The organism is Amycolatopsis sp. NPDC058340 (genome assembly GCF_042723975.1).
GTDB lineage: Bacteria > Actinomycetota > Actinomycetes > Mycobacteriales > Pseudonocardiaceae > Amycolatopsis.
The window spans coordinates 31,212-49,562 of sequence record NZ_JBHXIB010000021.1 but is presented as its reverse complement, the minus strand read 5'-3'; the positions used below and the strand labels follow the sequence as shown (position 1 = coordinate 49,562).

Annotated in this window: 21 protein-coding genes; 8 read left to right on the top strand and 13 right to left on the bottom strand. The window is 68.8% G+C overall.

Annotated features, from left to right (window positions below; translation table 11 throughout):
• The first annotated feature begins 10 nt into the window (after positions 1-10).
• On the top strand, positions 11-649 hold the full coding sequence (locus ACFWIW_RS23170) for an RICIN domain-containing protein (RefSeq protein ID WP_378370337.1): 639 nt from the start codon (positions 11-13) through the stop codon (positions 647-649).
• A gap of 367 nt (positions 650-1,016) precedes the next feature.
• On the opposite strand, the gene prcA is transcribed toward ACFWIW_RS23170, so the two are convergent.
• From prcA to dop, 4 genes are all read right to left on the bottom strand, one after another.
• The gene (prcA, locus tag ACFWIW_RS23165; RefSeq protein WP_378370336.1) at positions 1,017-1,778 is read right to left on the bottom strand and encodes a proteasome subunit alpha; all 762 of its coding nucleotides are present in this window, start codon (positions 1,776-1,778) and stop codon (positions 1,017-1,019) included.
• 51 nt (positions 1,779-1,829) lie between these two features.
• Positions 1,830-2,666, bottom strand: a complete 837-nt coding sequence (gene prcB / locus ACFWIW_RS23160) for a proteasome subunit beta (RefSeq protein WP_378370335.1) — start codon at positions 2,664-2,666, stop codon at positions 1,830-1,832.
• A gap of 77 nt (positions 2,667-2,743) precedes the next feature.
• Entirely contained in the window at positions 2,744-2,938 is a 195-nt protein-coding gene (locus tag ACFWIW_RS23155) for a ubiquitin-like protein Pup (RefSeq protein ID WP_005150863.1), read from the bottom strand.
• Positions 2,939-3,035: 97 nt separating this feature from the next.
• A complete protein-coding gene (gene dop, locus ACFWIW_RS23150) occupies positions 3,036-4,538 on the bottom strand; it encodes a depupylase/deamidase Dop (protein WP_016334163.1) in 1,503 nt (500 codons plus the stop codon).
• A gap of 43 nt (positions 4,539-4,581) precedes the next feature.
• Here dop and ACFWIW_RS23145 point away from each other — a divergent pair, with 43 nt between their 5' ends.
• Positions 4,582-5,100 carry an NUDIX hydrolase gene (locus ACFWIW_RS23145; protein WP_378370334.1) on the top strand — a complete coding sequence of 173 codons (519 nt, stop codon included), beginning with the start codon at positions 4,582-4,584 and terminating at the stop codon, positions 5,098-5,100.
• Here the strand turns inward: ACFWIW_RS23145 and ACFWIW_RS23140 are convergent.
• The 3 genes from ACFWIW_RS23140 to ACFWIW_RS23130 are packed head-to-tail and all read right to left on the bottom strand — an operon-like array spanning position 5,097 to position 7,051.
• The gene (locus tag ACFWIW_RS23140; RefSeq protein ID WP_378370333.1) at positions 5,097-5,702 is read right to left on the bottom strand and encodes a hypothetical protein; all 606 of its coding nucleotides are present in this window, start codon (positions 5,700-5,702) and stop codon (positions 5,097-5,099) included. The two genes, ACFWIW_RS23145 and ACFWIW_RS23140, sit on opposite strands and share 4 nt — an antisense overlap.
• A gap of 54 nt (positions 5,703-5,756) precedes the next feature.
• A complete protein-coding gene (locus ACFWIW_RS23135) occupies positions 5,757-6,710 on the bottom strand; it encodes an aldo/keto reductase (RefSeq protein ID WP_378370332.1) in 954 nt (317 codons plus the stop codon).
• On the bottom strand, positions 6,707-7,051 hold the full coding sequence (locus ACFWIW_RS23130; protein ID WP_378370331.1) for a hypothetical protein: 345 nt from the start codon (positions 7,049-7,051) through the stop codon (positions 6,707-6,709). Before ACFWIW_RS23130 ends, ACFWIW_RS23135 begins: the two co-directional genes overlap by 4 nt.
• Before the next feature lie 144 nt (positions 7,052-7,195).
• Here ACFWIW_RS23130 and ACFWIW_RS23125 point away from each other — a divergent pair, with 144 nt between their 5' ends.
• The gene (locus tag ACFWIW_RS23125; protein ID WP_378370330.1) at positions 7,196-8,107 is read left to right on the top strand and encodes a DMT family transporter; all 912 of its coding nucleotides are present in this window, start codon (positions 7,196-7,198) and stop codon (positions 8,105-8,107) included.
• A gap of 55 nt (positions 8,108-8,162) precedes the next feature.
• Here ACFWIW_RS23125 and arc read toward each other — a convergent pair whose 3' ends face one another.
• Positions 8,163-9,965, bottom strand: coding sequence for a proteasome ATPase (gene arc, locus ACFWIW_RS23120; RefSeq protein ID WP_037337492.1), 1,803 nt, complete (start codon positions 9,963-9,965; stop codon positions 8,163-8,165).
• Positions 9,966-10,328: 363 nt separating this feature from the next.
• On the opposite strand from arc, the gene ACFWIW_RS23115 reads away from it, so the two are divergent.
• Positions 10,329-11,150, top strand: coding sequence for a hypothetical protein (locus ACFWIW_RS23115; protein WP_378370329.1), 822 nt, complete (start codon positions 10,329-10,331; stop codon positions 11,148-11,150).
• A 7-nt stretch (positions 11,151-11,157) separates the two neighbouring features.
• Positions 11,158-11,613, top strand: coding sequence for a hypothetical protein (locus ACFWIW_RS23110; protein WP_378370328.1), 456 nt, complete (start codon positions 11,158-11,160; stop codon positions 11,611-11,613).
• Between the two features lie 79 nt (positions 11,614-11,692).
• On the opposite strand, the gene ACFWIW_RS23105 is transcribed toward ACFWIW_RS23110, so the two are convergent.
• Positions 11,693-12,517, bottom strand: a complete 825-nt coding sequence (locus tag ACFWIW_RS23105) for a tRNA (adenine-N1)-methyltransferase (RefSeq protein WP_007035384.1) — start codon at positions 12,515-12,517, stop codon at positions 11,693-11,695.
• A 98-nt stretch (positions 12,518-12,615) separates the two neighbouring features.
• Positions 12,616-13,767: a M50 family metallopeptidase gene (locus tag ACFWIW_RS23100; protein WP_378370327.1), complete on the bottom strand. Its 1,152-nt coding sequence runs from the start codon at positions 13,765-13,767 to the stop codon at positions 12,616-12,618.
• A gap of 128 nt (positions 13,768-13,895) precedes the next feature.
• On the opposite strand from ACFWIW_RS23100, the gene ACFWIW_RS23095 reads away from it, so the two are divergent.
• From ACFWIW_RS23095 to ACFWIW_RS23085, 3 genes are all read left to right on the top strand, one after another.
• Entirely contained in the window at positions 13,896-14,789 is an 894-nt protein-coding gene (locus ACFWIW_RS23095) for a RecB family exonuclease (RefSeq protein WP_378370326.1), read from the top strand.
• Positions 14,790-14,798: 9 nt separating this feature from the next.
• Positions 14,799-15,584 carry a thioesterase family protein gene (locus ACFWIW_RS23090; RefSeq protein WP_378370325.1) on the top strand — a complete coding sequence of 262 codons (786 nt, stop codon included), beginning with the start codon at positions 14,799-14,801 and terminating at the stop codon, positions 15,582-15,584.
• Between the two features lie 67 nt (positions 15,585-15,651).
• Positions 15,652-16,587, top strand: coding sequence for a ParA family protein (locus ACFWIW_RS23085; protein WP_378370324.1), 936 nt, complete (start codon positions 15,652-15,654; stop codon positions 16,585-16,587).
• 58 nt (positions 16,588-16,645) lie between these two features.
• Here the strand turns inward: ACFWIW_RS23085 and hisG are convergent, their stop codons facing one another.
• The 3 genes from hisG to ACFWIW_RS23070 form a co-directional block, all read right to left on the bottom strand.
• Entirely contained in the window at positions 16,646-17,491 is an 846-nt protein-coding gene (gene hisG, locus ACFWIW_RS23080) for an ATP phosphoribosyltransferase (RefSeq protein WP_378370323.1), read from the bottom strand.
• Between the two features lie 32 nt (positions 17,492-17,523).
• Entirely contained in the window at positions 17,524-17,787 is a 264-nt protein-coding gene (locus tag ACFWIW_RS23075) for a phosphoribosyl-ATP diphosphatase (RefSeq protein WP_378370322.1), read from the bottom strand.
• Positions 17,788-17,859: 72 nt separating this feature from the next.
• Positions 17,860-18,351: a methylated-DNA--[protein]-cysteine S-methyltransferase gene (locus ACFWIW_RS23070; RefSeq protein WP_378370321.1), complete on the bottom strand. Its 492-nt coding sequence runs from the start codon at positions 18,349-18,351 to the stop codon at positions 17,860-17,862.

The following is an 18,351-nucleotide window of genomic DNA, read 5'->3' as shown; positions in this document are numbered from 1 at the left end:
GGGAAAGAAAATGACGAAAATGAAGCGCCTGGCGGGAATCATCGCCGCGGCCGCGGGTGTCCTGACCCTGGTCACCGCTCCGGCCGCGACCGCGGCCCCGAAGCCCACCGGCGAGGGGTTCAACACGGTCTCGGTGCACGGCATCAAGCTCATCCCGGTCAAGCGCACCTCGACCGGCGCGCGCACGCAGGCCGCGGGTGTCGCCGACGCGGACATGTACCTCATCCCGTCCGGGCTCAACCCGAACAAGTGCTGGGACGCCGACCTCAACACCATCAACCGCAACGGCACCAAGATGCAGCTCTGGGACTGCAACCTGAACGCGGACCACCAGGCGTTCTACATCACCGACAACCCCGAGGGCTACTCCCGCTTCCAGAACGTGGCCAGCGGCCGCTACCTGGACGCGGATCTCAACAGCATCACCAAGAACGGCACCATCGTCCAGCTCTGGGACTTCATCGCCGGTGCCAAGAACCAGTGGTGGGCCGGCACCGTCAACCCCGAGGGTTACGTCCGCTTCCAGAGCCCGGCCAGCGGCCGCTACCTGACCGCTGAGGGCAACTCGTCCACCAACGGCACGCGGCTCCAGCTGTGGAGCTTCATCGCCGGTGGCCGCAGCCAGTGGTGGGGCGACACCCCCGCCTGATCCCGGCTGACCGCTCCGTGAGGGCCTCCTTCCCTACTCTCAAGGTAGGGAAGGAGGCCCTCACGGACTTGGGACTTGGCGTGGTTCCGGACTGACTGTCAGCCTGACCCGCATGGGGGTCGTGAGTGGCGATGAGGGTTAGAACGATCATTGCCACTCACGACCGCCGCGCAAAGCGCTCGAATCGGGCATCAGGCGAGCCTCAGCGTCCCTTGCGGACGGTTGGCCCTGCAGGTTGGTCTCCGCCTCGCAGCACGACACGTTTGCCTCGCGGCCGTCCACTGTGTACAGCGATCGTCCGAAGTACGTGAAGGCCCCCTTCACCGCGTCCAGCGCGGTGAAGGGGGCCTTCACGTATCGAGAGGCTTCAGTCCTTCTTGGACTCACCTTCGGGCTTGTCGCCCTCGGCGTCGTCCTTCTTCGGCTCTTCCGGCTCGGCGGGCAGCAGCGCGTCCAGCGCCGCACCGGCGACCCGGCGGAACTTGCGGCCGCGCCGCTCCCGCTCCAGGACGGCGACTTCGAGCTTCACCGGGTCCGAGTCGCCGTTCGCGGGCGTGGGGGTGTTGTCCCGCAACGCCTTCACCGCGACACCGAGCACGGCGCCCAGTTCCAGGTCCGGCTCGAAGCTCTCCTTCAGCTTCGTGCCGAGCGTGTCGGCCTGACCGCCCATCACGACGAAATTCGGCTCGTCGAAGATCGAACCGTCGTAGGTCAACCGGTACAGCTGGTCCTCGGCGGCGGTCGCGCCGACCTCGGCGACACAGACCTCGACCTCGAACGGCTTCAGCTGCTCGGTGAAGATGCTGCCCAGCGTCGCGGCATACGCGTTCGCCAGCGCACGCGCGCTGACGTCCCGCCGGTCGTACTGGTAGCCCTTCAGGTCCGCGTGCCGGATACCGGCGACACGGAGGTTCTCGAACTCGCTGTAGCGGCCGACGGCCGCGAAACCGATCCGGTCGTAGATCTCCGACACCTTGTGCAACGTCGCCGAGGGGTTCTCGGCCACGAACAGCACGCCACCGCGGTACTTGAGCACGACCACGCTCCGGCCACGCGCGATGCCCTTGCGCGCGATCTCGGAACGCTCCCGCATCAGCTGCTCGGGAGAGGCGTACAACGGCATCGTCACTGTGGTGCTCCGCTCTTTCGGGCTCTCATCGGGAAGGGACAGGGAGTACGGTCAGCGCCCGCGCTCGGCTCGCGCGGCGACGACCGCCTCGGCGACCGCCGTCGTCTGCTCGAGCGGCAACGCCACGGAACCCTGCTCCGCGGTGACCGTCACGATCGTCGGGAAGATCCGGCGCACCAGATCCGGCCCGCCGGTCGCGGTGTCGTCGTCCGCCGCGTCGTACAGCGCCTCCACCGCCGTCCGGATCGCGGCTTCGGCGTCCGCGTCGGGGTCGTACAGCTTCTTCAGCGAGCCCTTGGCGAACAACGAACCCGAGCCGATGGCGTGGTAACCGGCGTTCTCCTCGTAGCGCCCGCCCGTCGCGTCGTACGAGACGATGCGGCCCGCGTGCTTCGCGTCCTCGGCGTCGAGGTCGTACCCGACGAACAGCGGCAGCACGGCCAGCCCGGCCATCGCCATCTCGAGGTTGGACTTCACCAGTCCGGCGAGCTTGTTCGTCTTGCCGTCGAGCGAGAGCGAAACGCCCTCGATCTTCTCGTAGTGCGCCAGTTCGACCGCGTACAGCCGCACCATCTCGATCGCCAGCCCGGCCGAACCCGCGATGCCCACCGCCGAGTACTCGTCGGTGACGTGGACCTTCTCCATGTCGCGTGAGGCGATCAGGTTGCCCGACGTCGCCCGCCGGTCACCGGCGATCAGCACCCCGCCCGCGAATTTGACCGCGACGATCGTCGTGCCGTGCGGCGCGTCCAGCCCGCCCGCGCCCGTCGCGACCCGCCGCTCCGGGAGCAGCTCGGGCGCCTGCGCCCGGAGGAAGTCCGAGAACGACGAGGTCGCCGACGAGAAGTACGCGGCGGGCAGCGCCGACTTACCCGAGGTGTGTTCCATACGTGCTCAAAGTTCCAATCTGTGTGATCCGCCGGCTCCGCACAGGCGGCCCCGGCCAGGGGCCGCCGGGAAACGAGCTACTCGCCGCCCTTTTGCACGTACGCGCGCACGAAGTCCTCGGCGTTCTCCTCGAGCACGTCGTCGATCTCGTCGAGGATCGTGTCGACGTCCTCACCGAGCTTCTCGCGCCGCTCCTGGCCCGCCGGACCGCCGCCCTCGAACTCTTCGTCCGAGTCGCCTCCGCCGTGCTTCTCGATCTTTTCCTGAGCCATCTCGCCTCCCGGTGTGGCCGATGTTTCCTAGCCTACCCAGCGGTCCCGACATTCCGTGGGATCCGTGATCGCTTAACCCCGATGAAAGGAAATCCCGCTAGTCCGAACCGGTGAGCGCCTCCACCAGCTCCTCGGCGGTCGCGGAGTCGTCCAGCAACTTCCCCACATGGGCCTTCGTGCCCCGCAACGGCTCCAACGTCGGGATCCGCACCAGCGATTCCCTGCCGACGTCGAAGATGACCGAATCCCACGACGCCGCGGCGATGGAGTTGGCGTACTTCTCCAGCGTGCGGCCCCGGAAATAGGCCCTGGTGTCCGAAGGCGGGGTCGTGACCGCCTCCAGCACCTCCTCCTCGGTCACCAGGCGTTTCATCGAGCCCCTGGTGACGAGCCTGTTGTACAGGCCCTTGTCCAGCCGGACATCCGAGTACTGCAGGTCGACCAGCCGCAACCGCGGCGCGCCCCAGGCCAGCTGGTCCCGCGCGCGGTAGCCCTCGAGCAACCGCAGCTTCGCCGGCCAGTCCAGCCTGTCCGCGCATTCCTGGGGGTCCCGCGCCAGCGCGTCGAGGATCTCGCCCCAGACCCGCAGGACCTCCTTGGATGCCTCGTCCGCGCCCGTGCGCTCCAGGTTCGCCGACGCGATCTCGTGGTAGGCGAACTGGAGGTCCAGCCCGGTGTACTTGCGCCCGTTGGCCAGCGAGACCTTCGCCTTCAGCGTGGGGTCGTGGCTGATCTGGTGCACGGCGCGCACCGGCTCGTCCAGCTTCAGGTCGTCGAACCGGATACCCGCCTCGATCAGGTCGAGCACCAGCGCCGTCGTGCCGACCTTGAGATACGTCGAGTACTCGGCCAGGTTCGCGTCGCCGATGATGACGTGGAGACGGCGGTACTTGTCCGCGTCGGCGTGCGGCTCGTCGCGGGTGTTGATGATGCCGCGTTTGAGCGTCGTCTCCAGGCCGACCTCGACCTCGATGTAGTCGGACCGCTGCGAGAGCTGGAAACCCGCTTCCTCGCTCTGCTGCCCGACGCCGACCCGGCCGGAACCCGTGATCACCTGACGGGAGACGAAGAACGGCGTCAGACCCCCGATCACCGCGGTGAACGGGGTCGACCGCTGCATCAGGTAGTTCTCGTGCGTGCCGTAGCTCGCGCCCTTGCCGTCGACGTTGTTCTTGTACAGCTGCAACGGGGGCTGCCCGGGGACGGTGGCCGCCTTGCGCGCCGCCTCCTCCATGACCCGTTCGCCCGCCTTGTCCCAGATGACCGCGTCGCGCGCGTTCGTCACCTCGGGCGCCGAGTACTCCGGGTGAGCGTGGTCGACGTACAGCCGCGCCCCGTTGGTCAGGATCACGTTCGCCGCGCCGAGGTCCTCGACGTCCGGGTCGTGCCCTGGGCCGCTCGGGCCGGTCAGGTCGAACCCGCGGGCGTCGCGCAGGGGCGATTCCACCTCGTAGTCCCACCGTGCCCGCCTCGCCCGCGGGATGTCCGCCGCGGCCGCGTAGGCGAGCACGACCTGGGTCGAGGTGAGTACCGGGTTCGCCGTCGCGTCGCCCGGCACCGCGATGCCGTACTCGACTTCGGTTCCCATGATCCGCCGCATACCCACCACCCTACGGGGTCGGGGGCGTGCGACGATGCCCCCCATGTCAGGCAGTGACGAACTCGTTGCGCTCTATGACCTCGGCGGAACCGCGGTGGGAGCGGCGACACGCTCCCGGGTCCGCGCCGAGGGACTCTGGCACGCGGCGGGCGTGGTGTTGGTCCGTTCGGGTGACGGGAACTCCGTCTACGTGCACCTGCGCACACCCACGAAGGACGTCTATCCCTCCACATGGGACTGCTGGGCGGGCGGCGTCGTCGCGGCGGGCGAGACCCCCGAAGAGTGCGCGCGCCGGGAACTGGCCGAAGAACTGGGTGTTCACGGAGTGGAACTACGGCCGCTTTTCACCCATGTCTACGACCAGGGCACGATCCGCTGCCACAACTTCGCCTTCGAGGCGCGCTGGGACGGCCCGTTCGTCCATCAGCCGTCGGAAGTCGTCGAAGGACGGTGGCTGACCCTCGACGAATTGCGTTCATGGCTCGACGATCCCGCGAGCGCGTTCGTACCGGACGGCCGTCTCGGTGCGCTGGAGTGGTTCCGGCGGGAGAACGCCCGCTAAGCCGAACGGAGCCGCTGCGCGACGATCGGCAACAACCGCTTCGCCGCGTCCGTCGCCCGCGCTTCGGTTCCGGCGGTCACGCTGAGGGCGGAGACGAGCTTCCCCTTGGCGAGCAACACCGTGCACGTCGTGCCCTCGCACCAGGCGCGCTGGACCTCGACGCCGGTCTGCTTCGTCAGGGTGAGTTTCCTGCCGTCGCAGTCCGCCTGGGTGACGACGTCCGAAGCGTCACGGTCGGTGTACTCGGTGACCTGGTGTTCCAGCGTCGAGCCGCTCGGGTACGACCACGACGCCGAACGGCTCGTGCCGCGGGTGAGACCGGTCAGACAGCCGGACACCTTGCCCTCACCGGGAACGACCTCTTCCTCGGCGACGTCCTCGTCGGTCAGCAGCGCGGCGGAGACGGCCGCGGGGACGGGAGCCTGGGTCGACGGCGGCGGAACCGGGTTGGCCTGCGGCTTGACCGAAGGCTGTGCGGGCTCGACCGTCGGCGTCGGGGTCGGGTCGTCGTAGTAGGTGTCGAGGTCGTTGGGACGGTCGGCGCATCCCGACAGACCGAACAGCGCGACCGTCGCCACCGCGAGCACCTGCCGATGACGCACCCTCGAGCCCTCCCGGCTTCCGCCTGACGTTTGCCGCGAGACTAGTCCAGCCCCTCAATGCCAGCCGAGGCAGGATCGGTGCCGCCAGTAGGCGACCGGTTCCTCCGCGAGCGCGGCCAGCTCCGCGAGTTCGTCCTCGGTGAGTTTCACCTTCGCGGCAACGAGATTCTCCGTGAGCTGAGCGGTGCTCGAAGGGCCGATGACCGCGATCGGACGCCAGTCCTGCGCCAGCACCGCCGCGACGGCCACCGCGTCCGGACCCGCGCCGTGCTCCCGCGCGATCCGCGCGAGCGCGGGCGGCGGCTCGACCACCAGCCGTCCGTTCGCGACGGTTTCCTTGACCAGCACCCGTTTCCCGGCGGCGTGCGCTTCCGCGAGCGCCGGGCCGACGGACGGTTCGAGCAGGTTCCACGTCGACTGCACGGCACTGAAGACCGGAGTTCCGGCCACCTCCAGCTCGAACGCCCGCCGCACCGCGTCCGCCTGGGCTGGCCCGGACGTGGAGAATCCCACCGGGACACCGCCTGCGGCGAGTTCGGCGAGCGCGCCGATCAGCCGGTCGTCGGTGAACAGCGGACTGTCCACAGTGAGCGAGTGGACCTGGTAGAGCGAGACCGCCTTCCCCAGCAGGTCAACGGTTTCCGCCCACTGTTCGGCGAATCGCGCCGCGGTGTGCTCCTTGACCTCGTGCACCGCCGCGTCGAGCTTCCACTCCCCCACGTAGCGGTAGCCCCATTTGCTCGACACCGTCACGTCCGCGTGGCCGCGGTCGGCGAGCCATCCGGCCAAGAACTCCTCAGAAGAACCATACGAACGGGCGACGTCGATCCAGCGGACGCCCGCGGCGTACGCGTCGTCCAGCACGTCGTAGGTCGCCGCGCGCATCGCCTCGAACCCGCGCCCGGGAGGCAGCGCCTCGGCCCGGCCGAGGTTGATGTACGCGGGCCTGCCGAGTGCCGCCAGCCCGACGGCGATCCGGTCGCCGACGGGGATTTCCGTGTCCGTCACCGGGCTCCTTCGTTCTTGTGCCGGAGGATCGCGAGCCACTGGCTCGAATTCTGTGCCTGCCGGTGCAGCTTTTCGAGGCGGGCCGCCGGGGCCCGAACGTAACCCTTGCCGAACACCGGCGCGATCTGACGGAGGCTGGCGCCCTCCTCCCTCGCGGCGAGCAGCGCCCAGTCGGAGGCGTCGGCGCAGGCCGCGGAGGCGCGGCGCAACTCGCCCAGCAGCTCGATCAGTTCGGGGGCGCTCACCTCGCCCGACCCGACGGCGGCGGCCGTCGTTTCCAGCCAGGCCAGGACATCGGCTTCGGTGATCGGCGCGCGCGGGCGCCCGGAGGATTCGCTCACAGCCCGGAAGTATAGGTCGTTATACGGCCGGTTCGGGCGAGCGCCACGCGGGAGGCGTCGGACACATCGTCCGAAAACCGCTGGAGCGCAAGGGGGATGCCGGGATTCACTGGGCGCGGACTTGCGGAATCAGGAGAAGGACAATTGGGACGTTTCAGTATCGCGATCCGGTTCGCGGCGCTCGCGATCGTATGGGGTGCGAGTTTTCTGTTCATCAAGGTCGGTCTCACCGGCCTGTCGCCGGCCCAGGTGGCGCTCTCGCGCGTCTGCCTCGGCGCCGTCGCACTGATCGCCATCGCCGCGTGGCGCCGTAAGCCACTCCCCCGCGATCCGGCGCTCTGGGGGCATCTCGCGGTCGTTTCCGTGCTGCTGTGCGTCATCCCGTTCCTGTTGTTCTCCTGGGCCGAGCAGTACATCTCCTCCGGGCTCGCCAGTATCTTCAACGCGACGACACCGCTGATCACCATGCTCATCGCCGCCGCGGCCCTGCCGTCGGAACGGTTCACCACGGCCCGAACGACCGGGCTGGTCCTCGGCTTCCTCGGCGTGCTCACCATCGTCGGGGTCTGGCAAGGGATCGACGTGTCCCACGAGCTGACCGCGCAGCTGGCCTGCCTGGGCGCGACGACCTGCTACGGGATCTCGTTCGTCTACGTGCGACGGTTCATCTCGTGGCGGAACCTCGACGCGCCGACCATCGCATTGGGACAGGTCTGCTGTGGCGCCGTCGTGATGCTGGCGCTGGCTCCGTTCATCGCGACGACGCCGGTGCGTCTCGACACGCCGATCGTGCTCAGCATGATCGCGCTCGGGGCGCTCGGCACCGGGCTGGCCTACGCCTGGAACGCGTCGATCATCGCGGCGTGGGGAGCGTCGAACGCGTCGGCAGTGACCTACCTCACACCCGTTGTGGGTGTACTGCTCGGTGTTCTCGTGCTCGACGAACCCCTGGCGTGGAACCAGCCCGTCGGCGCGCTGCTCGTCGTTCTGGGCATCCTGGCCGCGCACGGGCGGCTGAGCCCGCGTAAGAAGGCCGAGGAACCCGTAGCCGTGTGACGCGAAGGGGGCCCTTCACCGCAACCTGCGGTGAAGGGCCCCTTCCGCTCGTGCTTTACAGGTACTGACCGGTGTTCGTGGCGGTGTCTATCGCCCGCCCCGAATCCTGGTTCTTGCCGGTGACGAGCGTGCGGATGTAGACGATCCGCTCGCCCTTCTTACCGGAGATCCGGGCCCAGTCGTCCGGGTTGGTGGTGTTGGGCAGGTCCTCGTTCTCCGCGAACTCGTCGACGATCGCGTCCAGCAGATGCTGCACGCGCAGGCCGGGCTGCTTGGTCTCCAGCACCGACTTGATGGCCGACTTCTTCGCCCGGTCCACGATGTTCTGGATCATCGCGCCCGAGTTGAAGTCACGGAAGTACAGGACTTCCTTGTCACCGTTGGCGTAGGTGACCTCGAGGAACCGGTTCTCGTCCGTCTCCTCGTACATCCGCTCGACGGTGTGCTGGATCATCGCGTCGAAGGTCGCCTTCACGTCCCCGCCGAACTCGGCGAGGTCGTCCGCGTGGATCGGGAGACCGTCGGACAGGTACTTGGAGAAGATGTCCTTCGCGCCTTCGGCGTCCGGACGCTCGATCTTGATCTTGACGTCGAGCCGGCCCGGCCGCAGGATCGCCGGGTCGATCATGTCCTCGCGGTTGGAGGCGCCGATGACGATGACGTTCTCCAGGCCCTCGACACCGTCGATCTCGGAAAGCAGCTGCGGGACGATCGTGGTCTCCACGTCGGAGGACACGCCCGAACCGCGGGTGCGGAAGATCGAGTCCATCTCGTCGAAGAACACGATCACCGGGGTGCCTTCGGAGGCCTTTTCCCGAGCCCGCTGGAAGATCAGGCGGATATGCCGCTCGGTCTCCCCGACGAACTTGTTCAGCAGTTCCGGACCCTTGATGTTCAGGAAGTAGGACTTCCCGTCCGCCGAGTCGCCGCGGGCTTCCGCGACCTTCTTGGCGAGCGAGTTGGCCACCGCCTTGGCGATGAGGGTCTTTCCGCAGCCAGGAGGCCCGTAGAGCAGCACGCCCTTCGGCGGGCGCAGCTGGTACTCCTGGTACAGATCGGCGTGCAGGAACGGAAGCTCGACGGCGTCGCGGATCTGCTCGATCTGCCGGGTGAGGCCACCGATGTCCTCGTACCGGACGTCGGGCACCTCCTCCAGCACGAGATCCTCGACCTCCGCCTTCGGCACGCGCTCGTAGGCGTAACCGGCCTTCGAGTCCACCAGCAGGGAATCGCCCGGCTTGAGGGGCTGTTCGGCCAGCGGATCGGAGAGCAGGACGACCCGCTCCTCGTCCGCGTGCCCGACCACGAGCGCACGGGGGCTGCCGCCCTCGACGTCCGGGGCCAGCACCTCGCGCAGCGCGCAGACCTCGCCGATCCGCTCGAAGTCACCGCCTTCGACGACGGTGAGCGCCTCGTTGAGCCGCAACGCCTGTCCGCGCTGCAGCGACGAGACCTCGACCGCGGGTGAGACCGAAACCCGCATCTTGCGGCCCGCGGTGAACACGTCCACCGTGTTGTCCTCGTACGCGGTGACGAACACGCCGTAACCGCTCGGAGGCTGGGCCAGCCTGTCGACCTCCTCCCGCAACGCGAGCAACTGGCCACGCGCCTCGCGGAGCGTCTCGACCAGTTTCGTGTTGCGTTCCGTGAGTTGGCTCACTCGTTCCGACGCCTCGGCGAGCCGCTGCTCCAGCACTCGGTTCTGGCGTGGGGAATCGGTGAGCTTCCGGCGCAGCAGGGCGACTTCCTCCTCGAGGAAGCGGATCTGACGTGCCTGCTCGTCGGACGTGGTTCCAGCTCCGGTCGTTTCTGAAGGGTCGGCCTCCTCGCGCCGACCTCCGGGAAGGTCATGATGCATCGGGCACCTCCTCGGAGTGCTTTTCATTCCACGGTACCGGCGATCACCGACAATAAAAGGCCTTTCCGCATCACAAGATCGGCGCGTCGCGTTCCGGACGGCCCGCCAGCACGTACCTTCGCGCCGCGCAAGAGGCCATCCCGGTGCCGGGTCCGGTGCACTCATGGTCACAATCCGTCCACCTGGCCTGACCTGCGACGGAATACCCGGCTCCGTCCGGGTGCAAACGGGTTTCCGGTCTCAGTTCGGCCCTAATCGAGCGGCGATCCGGCTCGATGGCTAGCATCGGGCCGACGTTCGCCGGGGAGGCGGACCCGCAGGTCATGTTGAGCATTTTCGCAGAACAGCTAGGGGGCACCAGCCATGACTTACCCGCCGCAGCAGCCCGGCGGCTACGGACAGGATCCGTACGGCCAGCAGGGCGGGTACCCGCAGAGCGGCCCCCAGCCGCAACAGGGATACCCCGGTGCCGGCCAGTACGGACAGCAGGACCCGTACGGCCAGCAGCAGGGTGGTTACCCGCAGAGCGGTCCTCAGCCCCAGCAGGGATACCCCGGTGGCACGCAGCAGTTCGGCCAGCCGGATCCGTATGGGCAGCAGGGCGGCTTCAACGCGTACCCGCAGGAAGGCGGTTACGGCGGCGGAGAGCCACCCAAGAAAAAGAAGACCGGTCTGATCGTCGGTATCGCGATCGGCGCGGTCGTGCTGGTCGGTGGCGGGGTGACCGCGCTGGTCATCGCGCTGAACTCCGGCGACGACAACCCGGTCGCGGCGCCGCCCTCCAGCAGCGCCGCCCCGTCGGAGGCCCCGTCCTCGTCGCAGAAGCCGAGCTCGACGCGCACCAGGTCCAGCTCGCCGAGCACGTCGTCGACCAAGAGCTCCGGTCCGGCGCCGGGCGGCAAGGCCTCGCCGCAGGAAGTCTTCGAAAGCGCCGCGACCTCGTACAGCGCGGGTGACAAGAAGACGTTCCTCGACCTGATCTGCCGTAGCGAGAACACCAAGGACGAGGGCAAGCCGCTCGACCCCATCAAGCTCGAGATCATCGAGCCCGCCAAGGAAAGCGGCGACCGGGCGACCGGGCGTTACCGCGCGACCCAGGGCACCAAGATGGCGGAAGGCACGATCACGGCGGCCAAGGAATCGGATCTGTGGTGCCTCAAGGACATCAAGGCCGACAAGAAGTGACCTGCCCGTGACGGTGAGCCACAAGCTGACCGCCGTCGCGGTGGTTTGCGGCGCGGTCGTGGCCGGGGTCGTGGTGGGGCTGCTCCTGGTGGCCCCGTCCGGTTCCGACCCGGCCGCGTCGAGCAGTGTCACGCCCTCGCCGGGGCCGAGTTCGTCCCGTCCGGTTCCGGTGGATCCGGACGTGGCGGCGGTCGAGGTGGTCGGCAAGGCGATCGCCGCGGCCATCGTCAACCACGACGCGACGGCGTTCGGGAAGCTCACCTGCGTTCAGCAGTCCTCGGCCGATCTCGCCGAGCTCGGCCGGAAGTGGGCGGCGGCCGGGAAGGTCACCGCGACCCTCCCGGAGCCGCCCGCGGTCCGCGGAGATTCCGCCTCCGTGACCGTTCACGTCGAGGGTGCGGGCGGCCAGAAGGACACGCCGTTCCCGCTGAAGAAGCGCGACGGCAAGTGGTGCGTGCCCTGAAATCTCCGGGACCGTGTTGCGAAAGCCACTTTCGCAACCTTCAACGTTGCAAAAGTGGCTTTCGCAACGGCGCGTCTCGCTAGCCCTTGCCGGACCGGCGGTGCACCCGGGGCGACACGGTCCCGTCCGCCAGACGGCGCGCCGTCAGCAGGAACGCGGTGTGCGCGACCATCCGGTGGTCCGGCCGCACCGCGAGACTCACGACGTGCCACGGCCGCATGAGGGTCTCCCACGACTCCGGTTCGGTCCAGCACTGCTGATCCCGCAAGGCTTCCGTGATCCGCGAAAGCTGTGTGACCGTCGCCACATAGACCGTGAGCACGCCGCCGGGCACCAGATGCGCGGCGACCGTCTCCAGCTGGTCCCAAGGCGCCAGCATGTCGAGGACGACACGGTCGACCTCGCCGGTGTGCGTCGACAGGTCCGCGACCGTCAGCGACCAGTTGTCCGGTTTGTGGCCGAAGAACTTCTCCACGTTCCGCTCGGCGTGCTCGGCGTGGTCGTCCCGGATCTCGTAGGACTGCACGGTGCCTTCCGAACCGACCGCCCGCAGCAGCGAGCAGGTCAGCGCGCCGGAGCCGGCGCCGGCTTCGAGCACCCGCGCCCCCGGGAAGATGTCGCCCCACATCACGATCTGCGCGGCGTCCTTCGGGTAGATCACCTGCGCGCCGCGCGGCATCGACAACACGTAGTCCGGCAGCAGCGGGCGCAGCGCCAGATAATGGCTGCCGCCTGCGGAAGTGACGACCGATCCCTCCTGCGCGCCGATCACGTCGTCGTGCGCCAGCGCGCCACGGTGGGTGTGATACTGCTGTCCCTCGGCCAGCACCATGGTGTAGTGCCGCCCCTTGGAGTCGGTCAGCTGAACCCGGTCACCAACACGAAACGGCCCTCGGACCGACACTGAACCTCCATACCCGCGAACTGCTGAGCCCATGCCGTCCTCGGCGGGAAAGAGTGCCTCGGACGGGACGACCGATCCTCGCAGGTGGCCCCGCCGCGCTACGCCGGGGGTCGGCTCCGGGTCATCGCGGCGCGCAGGTCTTCACGCCGGAGCACCCCGGCGGGCCTGCCTTCGTCGTCCACGACGAGGAACTGCCACGCGGCGGTTTCCCTGACCCGCTCGGCGATCTCCTCCCCCGACTCCGAGGAGAGCAGCACGGTGTCGGCGCGGATCGGCTCCGCGGCCATCTCCGCGGGCGCGTGCGGCGACGTGCCTGCCAGCTGCGCGGCGGCCGTCTCGTCGAGCAGCCCGGCGGCGACGCCGTCGGCGCGCACCAGGACCACTCCGCGGCCCGCCGAAGCGGCCAGCGCGTCCGAAACGGGGCTTTCCGCGGGAAGCTGGAGAACGGGCCGGATGAGTTCGCTGAGCCGCACGCCTTCCGGCCACCCTCGGCGCGTTTCGGCGGCGAGCTCGCTTCGCGCGCCGAGGACCACGAACCACGCTGTCACGACGCAGACACCGAGCCGGAGCCAACGGTCCTCGCTGCCCGCCGCCAAACCCCACAGCGCCCAGACGACCAGCCCGGCGGCGACGACTCCACCGCCGACGACCGCCGCCCGCGTGCCCTTCTCACGGCGGCCCGTCACCGCCCAGACCCCGGCGCGGACCAGACGGCCGCCGTCGAGCGGGAGGCCGGGAAGGAGGTTGAAGATCCCGACGGCGAAGTTCGCGACGGCGCATTCGGCGATGAGCAGCCACGCGGCGCTTTCCGGCGGGACGGCGAACATCAGCAGCCCGCAGAATCCGCCGAGCAGCAACGAAACCACCGGTCCCGCGGCGGCGACGAGCCCTTCCTGCCGAGGCTGGCGGGGAGTCCTGGCGACCTCGGAGAGACCGCCGAGCAGGAACAGCCGCAGCCGCCGGACCGGGATGCCGAGGCGCAGCGCGACCAGGCAGTGGCCGAGTTCGTGCGCGAGCACCGAAAGTCCGAGAAGGACCGCGAACGCCGCCGCCAGCAGCCAAGAGGTCAGTGTGGTGACACCGGGCAGGATCCGGCCGACCAGCGGCGTGTAGAGCACGACGATGATCAGGGAGCCGATCCACCACGAAGGGGCCAGCAGCACGGGGATCCCGGAGACCCGGAACAGCAGGAGCCCACCCTCTGGTGCCGCGCCTCGTCGAGGCGGGCCCTGCTCACCCGTCACCGCCATGTGTCGAAGCGTAGATGCCCTGGTGTGGGCTGCCGGTAACCCGCCCTTCCCGTCCGGGTGGTGTCGGTCATGCCGCTCCGGTGCGTTGCGGTCCCGAAACTGTCGGTGCCCGGCGATACGCTCCTTGCATGCCCGACACCGACACGGTCACCGCCGATCCGCCGCCCGGCGCCGAAGTCCCGCGCCGTCGGCCGGCCCTGTCCCCGTCGCGTGCCAGCGACTTCAAGCAGTGCCCGCTGCTCTACCGCTTCCGCGCGGTCGACAGACTGCCCGAGATCCCGACGAAGGCCCAGCTGCGCGGCACGCTGGTGCATTCCGTGCTGGAGCGCCTCTTCTCCCTTCCGCAGGCCGATCGCACCCCTCCGCAGGCCAAAGAGCTGCTCGCGCCGGCGTGGGAGGAGCTGTCTTCGGAACGTCCGGAGTGGATCGAGCTGTTCGATCAGGATGATCCCGACGCCGTCACGTCGTGGCTCTCGTCGGCCGAGCAGCTCGTCGACACCTATTTCGGCCTTGAGGATCCGCGTCGCCTGGAGCCGGAGGCGTGCGAGCTGCACGTCGAGATCGAGCTGGGCTCCGGAGTGCTGCTCCGGGGCTACGTCGACAGGCTGGACGTGGCGCCGACCGGTGAGATCCGCGTCGTCGACTACAAGACCGGTGCCGCGCCCCGCGAGATCGGCGAGGCCAAGGCGATGTTCCAGATGAAGTTCTACGCCGTGGTCCTCTGGCGGCTCCGCGGTGTCGTGCCGCGCCAGCTGAAACTGATGTACCTCACCGACGGGCAGTCACTGGCCTACACACCCGACGAGGGCGAGCTGATCCGTTTCGAGCGCACGCTGGAGGCGATCTGGCAGGCGATCCTCAAAGCGGGCAAGACCGGCGATTTCCGGCCGAATCCGAGCAAACTCTGCGCGTGGTGCGACCATCAGGCGCTCTGCCCGCAGTACGGCGGCACTCCCCCGCCGTACCCCGGCTGGCCGGAGCCGGATCCCGGCGAAGAGTCCGTATTGGACCGTGCGGATTAGGGTGCGTTCGTGACAGAAGCGTTCTACGTGCCGTCCGGCGACGGCCTCTTCCTCCCGACCCCGCACACCGCCGGCCCGTGGACCCCGGACGCGCAGCACTTCGGGCCGCCCTCGGCGTTGCTCGTCCGCGCGCTCGAAGAGGTCGAGGCGCCCCACGCGAGCCAGCTGGCGCGAGTGACGGTCGAGATCCTCGGGCCCGCTCCGCTGGAGGAGCTGTCGGTACGCGCCCGGGTGGAACGCCCGGGCCGGTCGGTCGAGTGGCTGACGGCCGAGCTCTCCCACGGCGAACGGGTCGTCGCCCGCGCCTCGGCGTGGCGTATCGCGACATCGGACACCACCGCGGTGGCCACCGCGGAAGGTCCCGCGCTGCCGTCGCCGGACGGTCTGCCCGCGTCGACCTGGCCGGAAGGCTGGCACGGCGGGTATCTGCAAGCCGTCGAATGGCGCCGTGTCGAGGGCGCGCTGGACGAACCCGGCCCCGCGACCGTCTGGGGCAGGCAGCGCGTCGCGCTCGTCGACGGGGAGAAGCCGAGCCCGCTGCAGCGCCTGTTCGTACTGGCGGACTCCGGCAACGGGATCTCGAACTTCCTGGACCCGCGGGAGTGGTGGTTCATCAACTCCGAGCTCACGGTGCACCTCCGCCGCCCGCCTCTCGGCGACTGGATCGGCGTCGACGCGGCCACCCTGGTCGGCCCGAACGGGATCGGCACGGCGACGACGACACTGCACGACGCGTCGGGGCCGATCGCCTCCGGGGCACAGGCGTTGCTGGTGCGACCGCGACAGGCGGGCTGATAGACGCGCTTTCTCGGCGGGTTTCCAATAGCCTTCCCGGAACAACAGACACAGGGAGCGCTTCGGCATGCAGATCACCTCGGTGGTCAACCAGAAAGGCGGGGTCGGCAAGACCTCACTCAGCGTGGGCGCGGCGGCCGCACTGGCCGAACGCGGCCGCCGGGTGCTGCTGATCGACCTCGACCCACAAGGCCACGCGACCACCGAACTCCTCGGGCTGGACGAGGTGGCGCCGGACATGCCCAGCCTCGCGAAAGCCCTGACCAAGGTGTGGAAGGGCCCGATCGAGGAACTCGTCGTCCGGCATCCGCGCAGCAACCTCGGGCGGGGCGGCGCCTTCGACGTCATCCCGACCTCGCCGGGCATGTTCGACCTGATCCGGCGGCTGGACCAGTTCCGGGTGCCCGGCTGGCAGCTGGCCAGGGTCATCCAGTTCGCGAACTACGACCACATCGTCATCGACTGCCCGCCCGCGCTCGACGTGCTGACCAACAACGCGCTCGCCGCTTCGCACGGGATCCTCGTGCCGGTGCAGCCGGACCGGACGAGCATCCGCGCCCTTCGCCTGCTTTCGGACCAGGTGCGTTACGTCGAACAGACCGTCGGCCGTCCGCCGATCGCCTACTACGGTCTCGTTCCCGGCCTGTACCGTCGCCCGATCTCGCACTACGCGGCCGCGGCGCTGCAGGAGCTGTACGCGTTCGGGATCCCGATGCTGTCGCACGTCCCGCTCGGTGTCGTGATGAACGAAGCCGCCGCGCACGGCGTGCCGGTGACGACGTACGCACCGGAAACGCTGCAGGCACTGTCGTTCCGGGAGATCGCGGAGACGCTGGACGGCTACCTGCGCAACCATCCGGCCGCGGCGATCGTGCCCGCGGACGAGGAATTCGTCTTCGAGGATTTCATCACCGAGGTCTCGGTGACCCGCAGCGCGAAGGACAACGGAGCGCGGAAGAAGCTCTACGACCTGATGCCGAAAAAGCCCAACCGGCCCCGCTGACACCTTGACCTCGTGAGTGGTAAGGACGGTTCTAACCGTCCTTACCACTCACGAGGTCTTAGAGGCGGCAGGCCCGGATGTCCGAAGCCAGGACGGCCTTGGCGCCGGTCTCGGCGAGTTCGTCCATGATCCGGTTGACCTCCTTGCGTGGCACCATCGCCCGCACGGCCACCCAGTCCTCGTCCGCCAGCGGCGCGACGGTCGGCGACTCGAGACCCGGCGTGATCGAGATGGCCGCGTCGAGCAGCGACCGCGGGCAGTCGTAGTCCAGCATCATGTAGTGCTGGGCGAACACGACACCCTGCAGCCGTGCCTTCAGCTGGTCCTTGGGCCGGGTGTGCTCGGTGCCCGCCCGCTGCAGCAGCACCGCCTCCGACACGCAGATCGGGTCCCCGAAGGCCACGAGGTTGTGCTGGCGCAACGACCGTCCCGACTCGACGACGTCCGCGATGGCGTCGGCCACGCCGAGCTGGATCGAGATCTCGACGGCGCCGTCGAGGCGGATGACCTCCGCCTCCACCCCGTGCTGCTTCAGGTTTTCGCGCACGAGCCGCGGGTACGACGTCGCGAGCCGCTTGCCCTGCAGGTCTTCGGCCCGCCACTCCCGGCCCGCCGGCGCGGCGTAGCGGAAGGTCGAACCACCGAAGCCGAGGCCGAGGATCTCCTCGACCGGGGCACCGGAGTCGAGCGCGAGGTCGCGGCCGGTGATGCCGAGATCCAGTTCGCCGGATCCGACGTAGATCGCGATGTCCTTGGGACGCAAGAAGAAGAACTCGACCTCGTTGACCGTGTCGAGCACGGTCAGGTCGCGGGCCTCATGTCGCTTGCGGTAGCCGGCCTCTCCGAGCATCTCCGACGCGGCGGCGGCGAGGGCTCCCTTGTTCGGCACGGCGACACGCAGCATTGCTTCTCCTTGGTTCTCCGGACGCGAAGGCGTCACAGGTACCGGTACACGTCCTCTGTCGACAGTCCTCGGCCGAGCATGAGCACCTGTACGCGGTACAGCAGCTGTGAAATCTCTTCGGAGAGCCTTTCGTCGGATTCGTGCTCGGCGGCGATCCACACCTCGCCCGCCTCTTCGAGCACCTTCTTGCCCTGTGCGTGCACTCCCGCGTCCAGCGCGGCGACGGTGCCGGAACCGTCAGGGCGCGTGCGGGCGCGCTCGGCAAGCTCGGCGAACAGCTCATCGAAGGTCTTCACGGTCTGGAGATCCTTCCATCCGCGCCCGCGCCGCGCTGCCCCGGGCCGGTGTGTTGCCGCTCGCATCACACTTCAGAACAGCGCGGCGCCACCCCGTTCGAAGTCGAGCAGGTGCCGTTTCCGTTCGACACCGCCGCCGTAACCGGTGAGATCGCCGTTGGAGCCGATCACACGATGGCACGGCACGATGATGCCGATCGGGTTCTTCCCGTTCGCGAGCCCGACCGCGCGCGAAGCGCTGGGCCTGCCGAGACGGTCGGCGAGCTGACCATAGGAAACCGTCTCGCCATATGGGATGCCGAGCAGGCCTTCCCAGACCATCCGCTGGAATTCGGTGCCGCCGAAGCTCAGCGGGAGATCGAATTCCTTCCGCTGTCCGGCGAAGTACTCCTTCAGCTGTTTCTCGGTGTCGACGAAGATCGGCGCGCCCGGGTCCGGATGGCCGAAACTCTCCTCGGCCGGGCGGTGCCGCTGCCGGACCATGTACACCCCGCAGAGGCTCTCGCCGTCCGCGACCAGGGTCAGCTGGTCGTAAGGGCTGTCGATGACGGTGTGCGTGCGCAT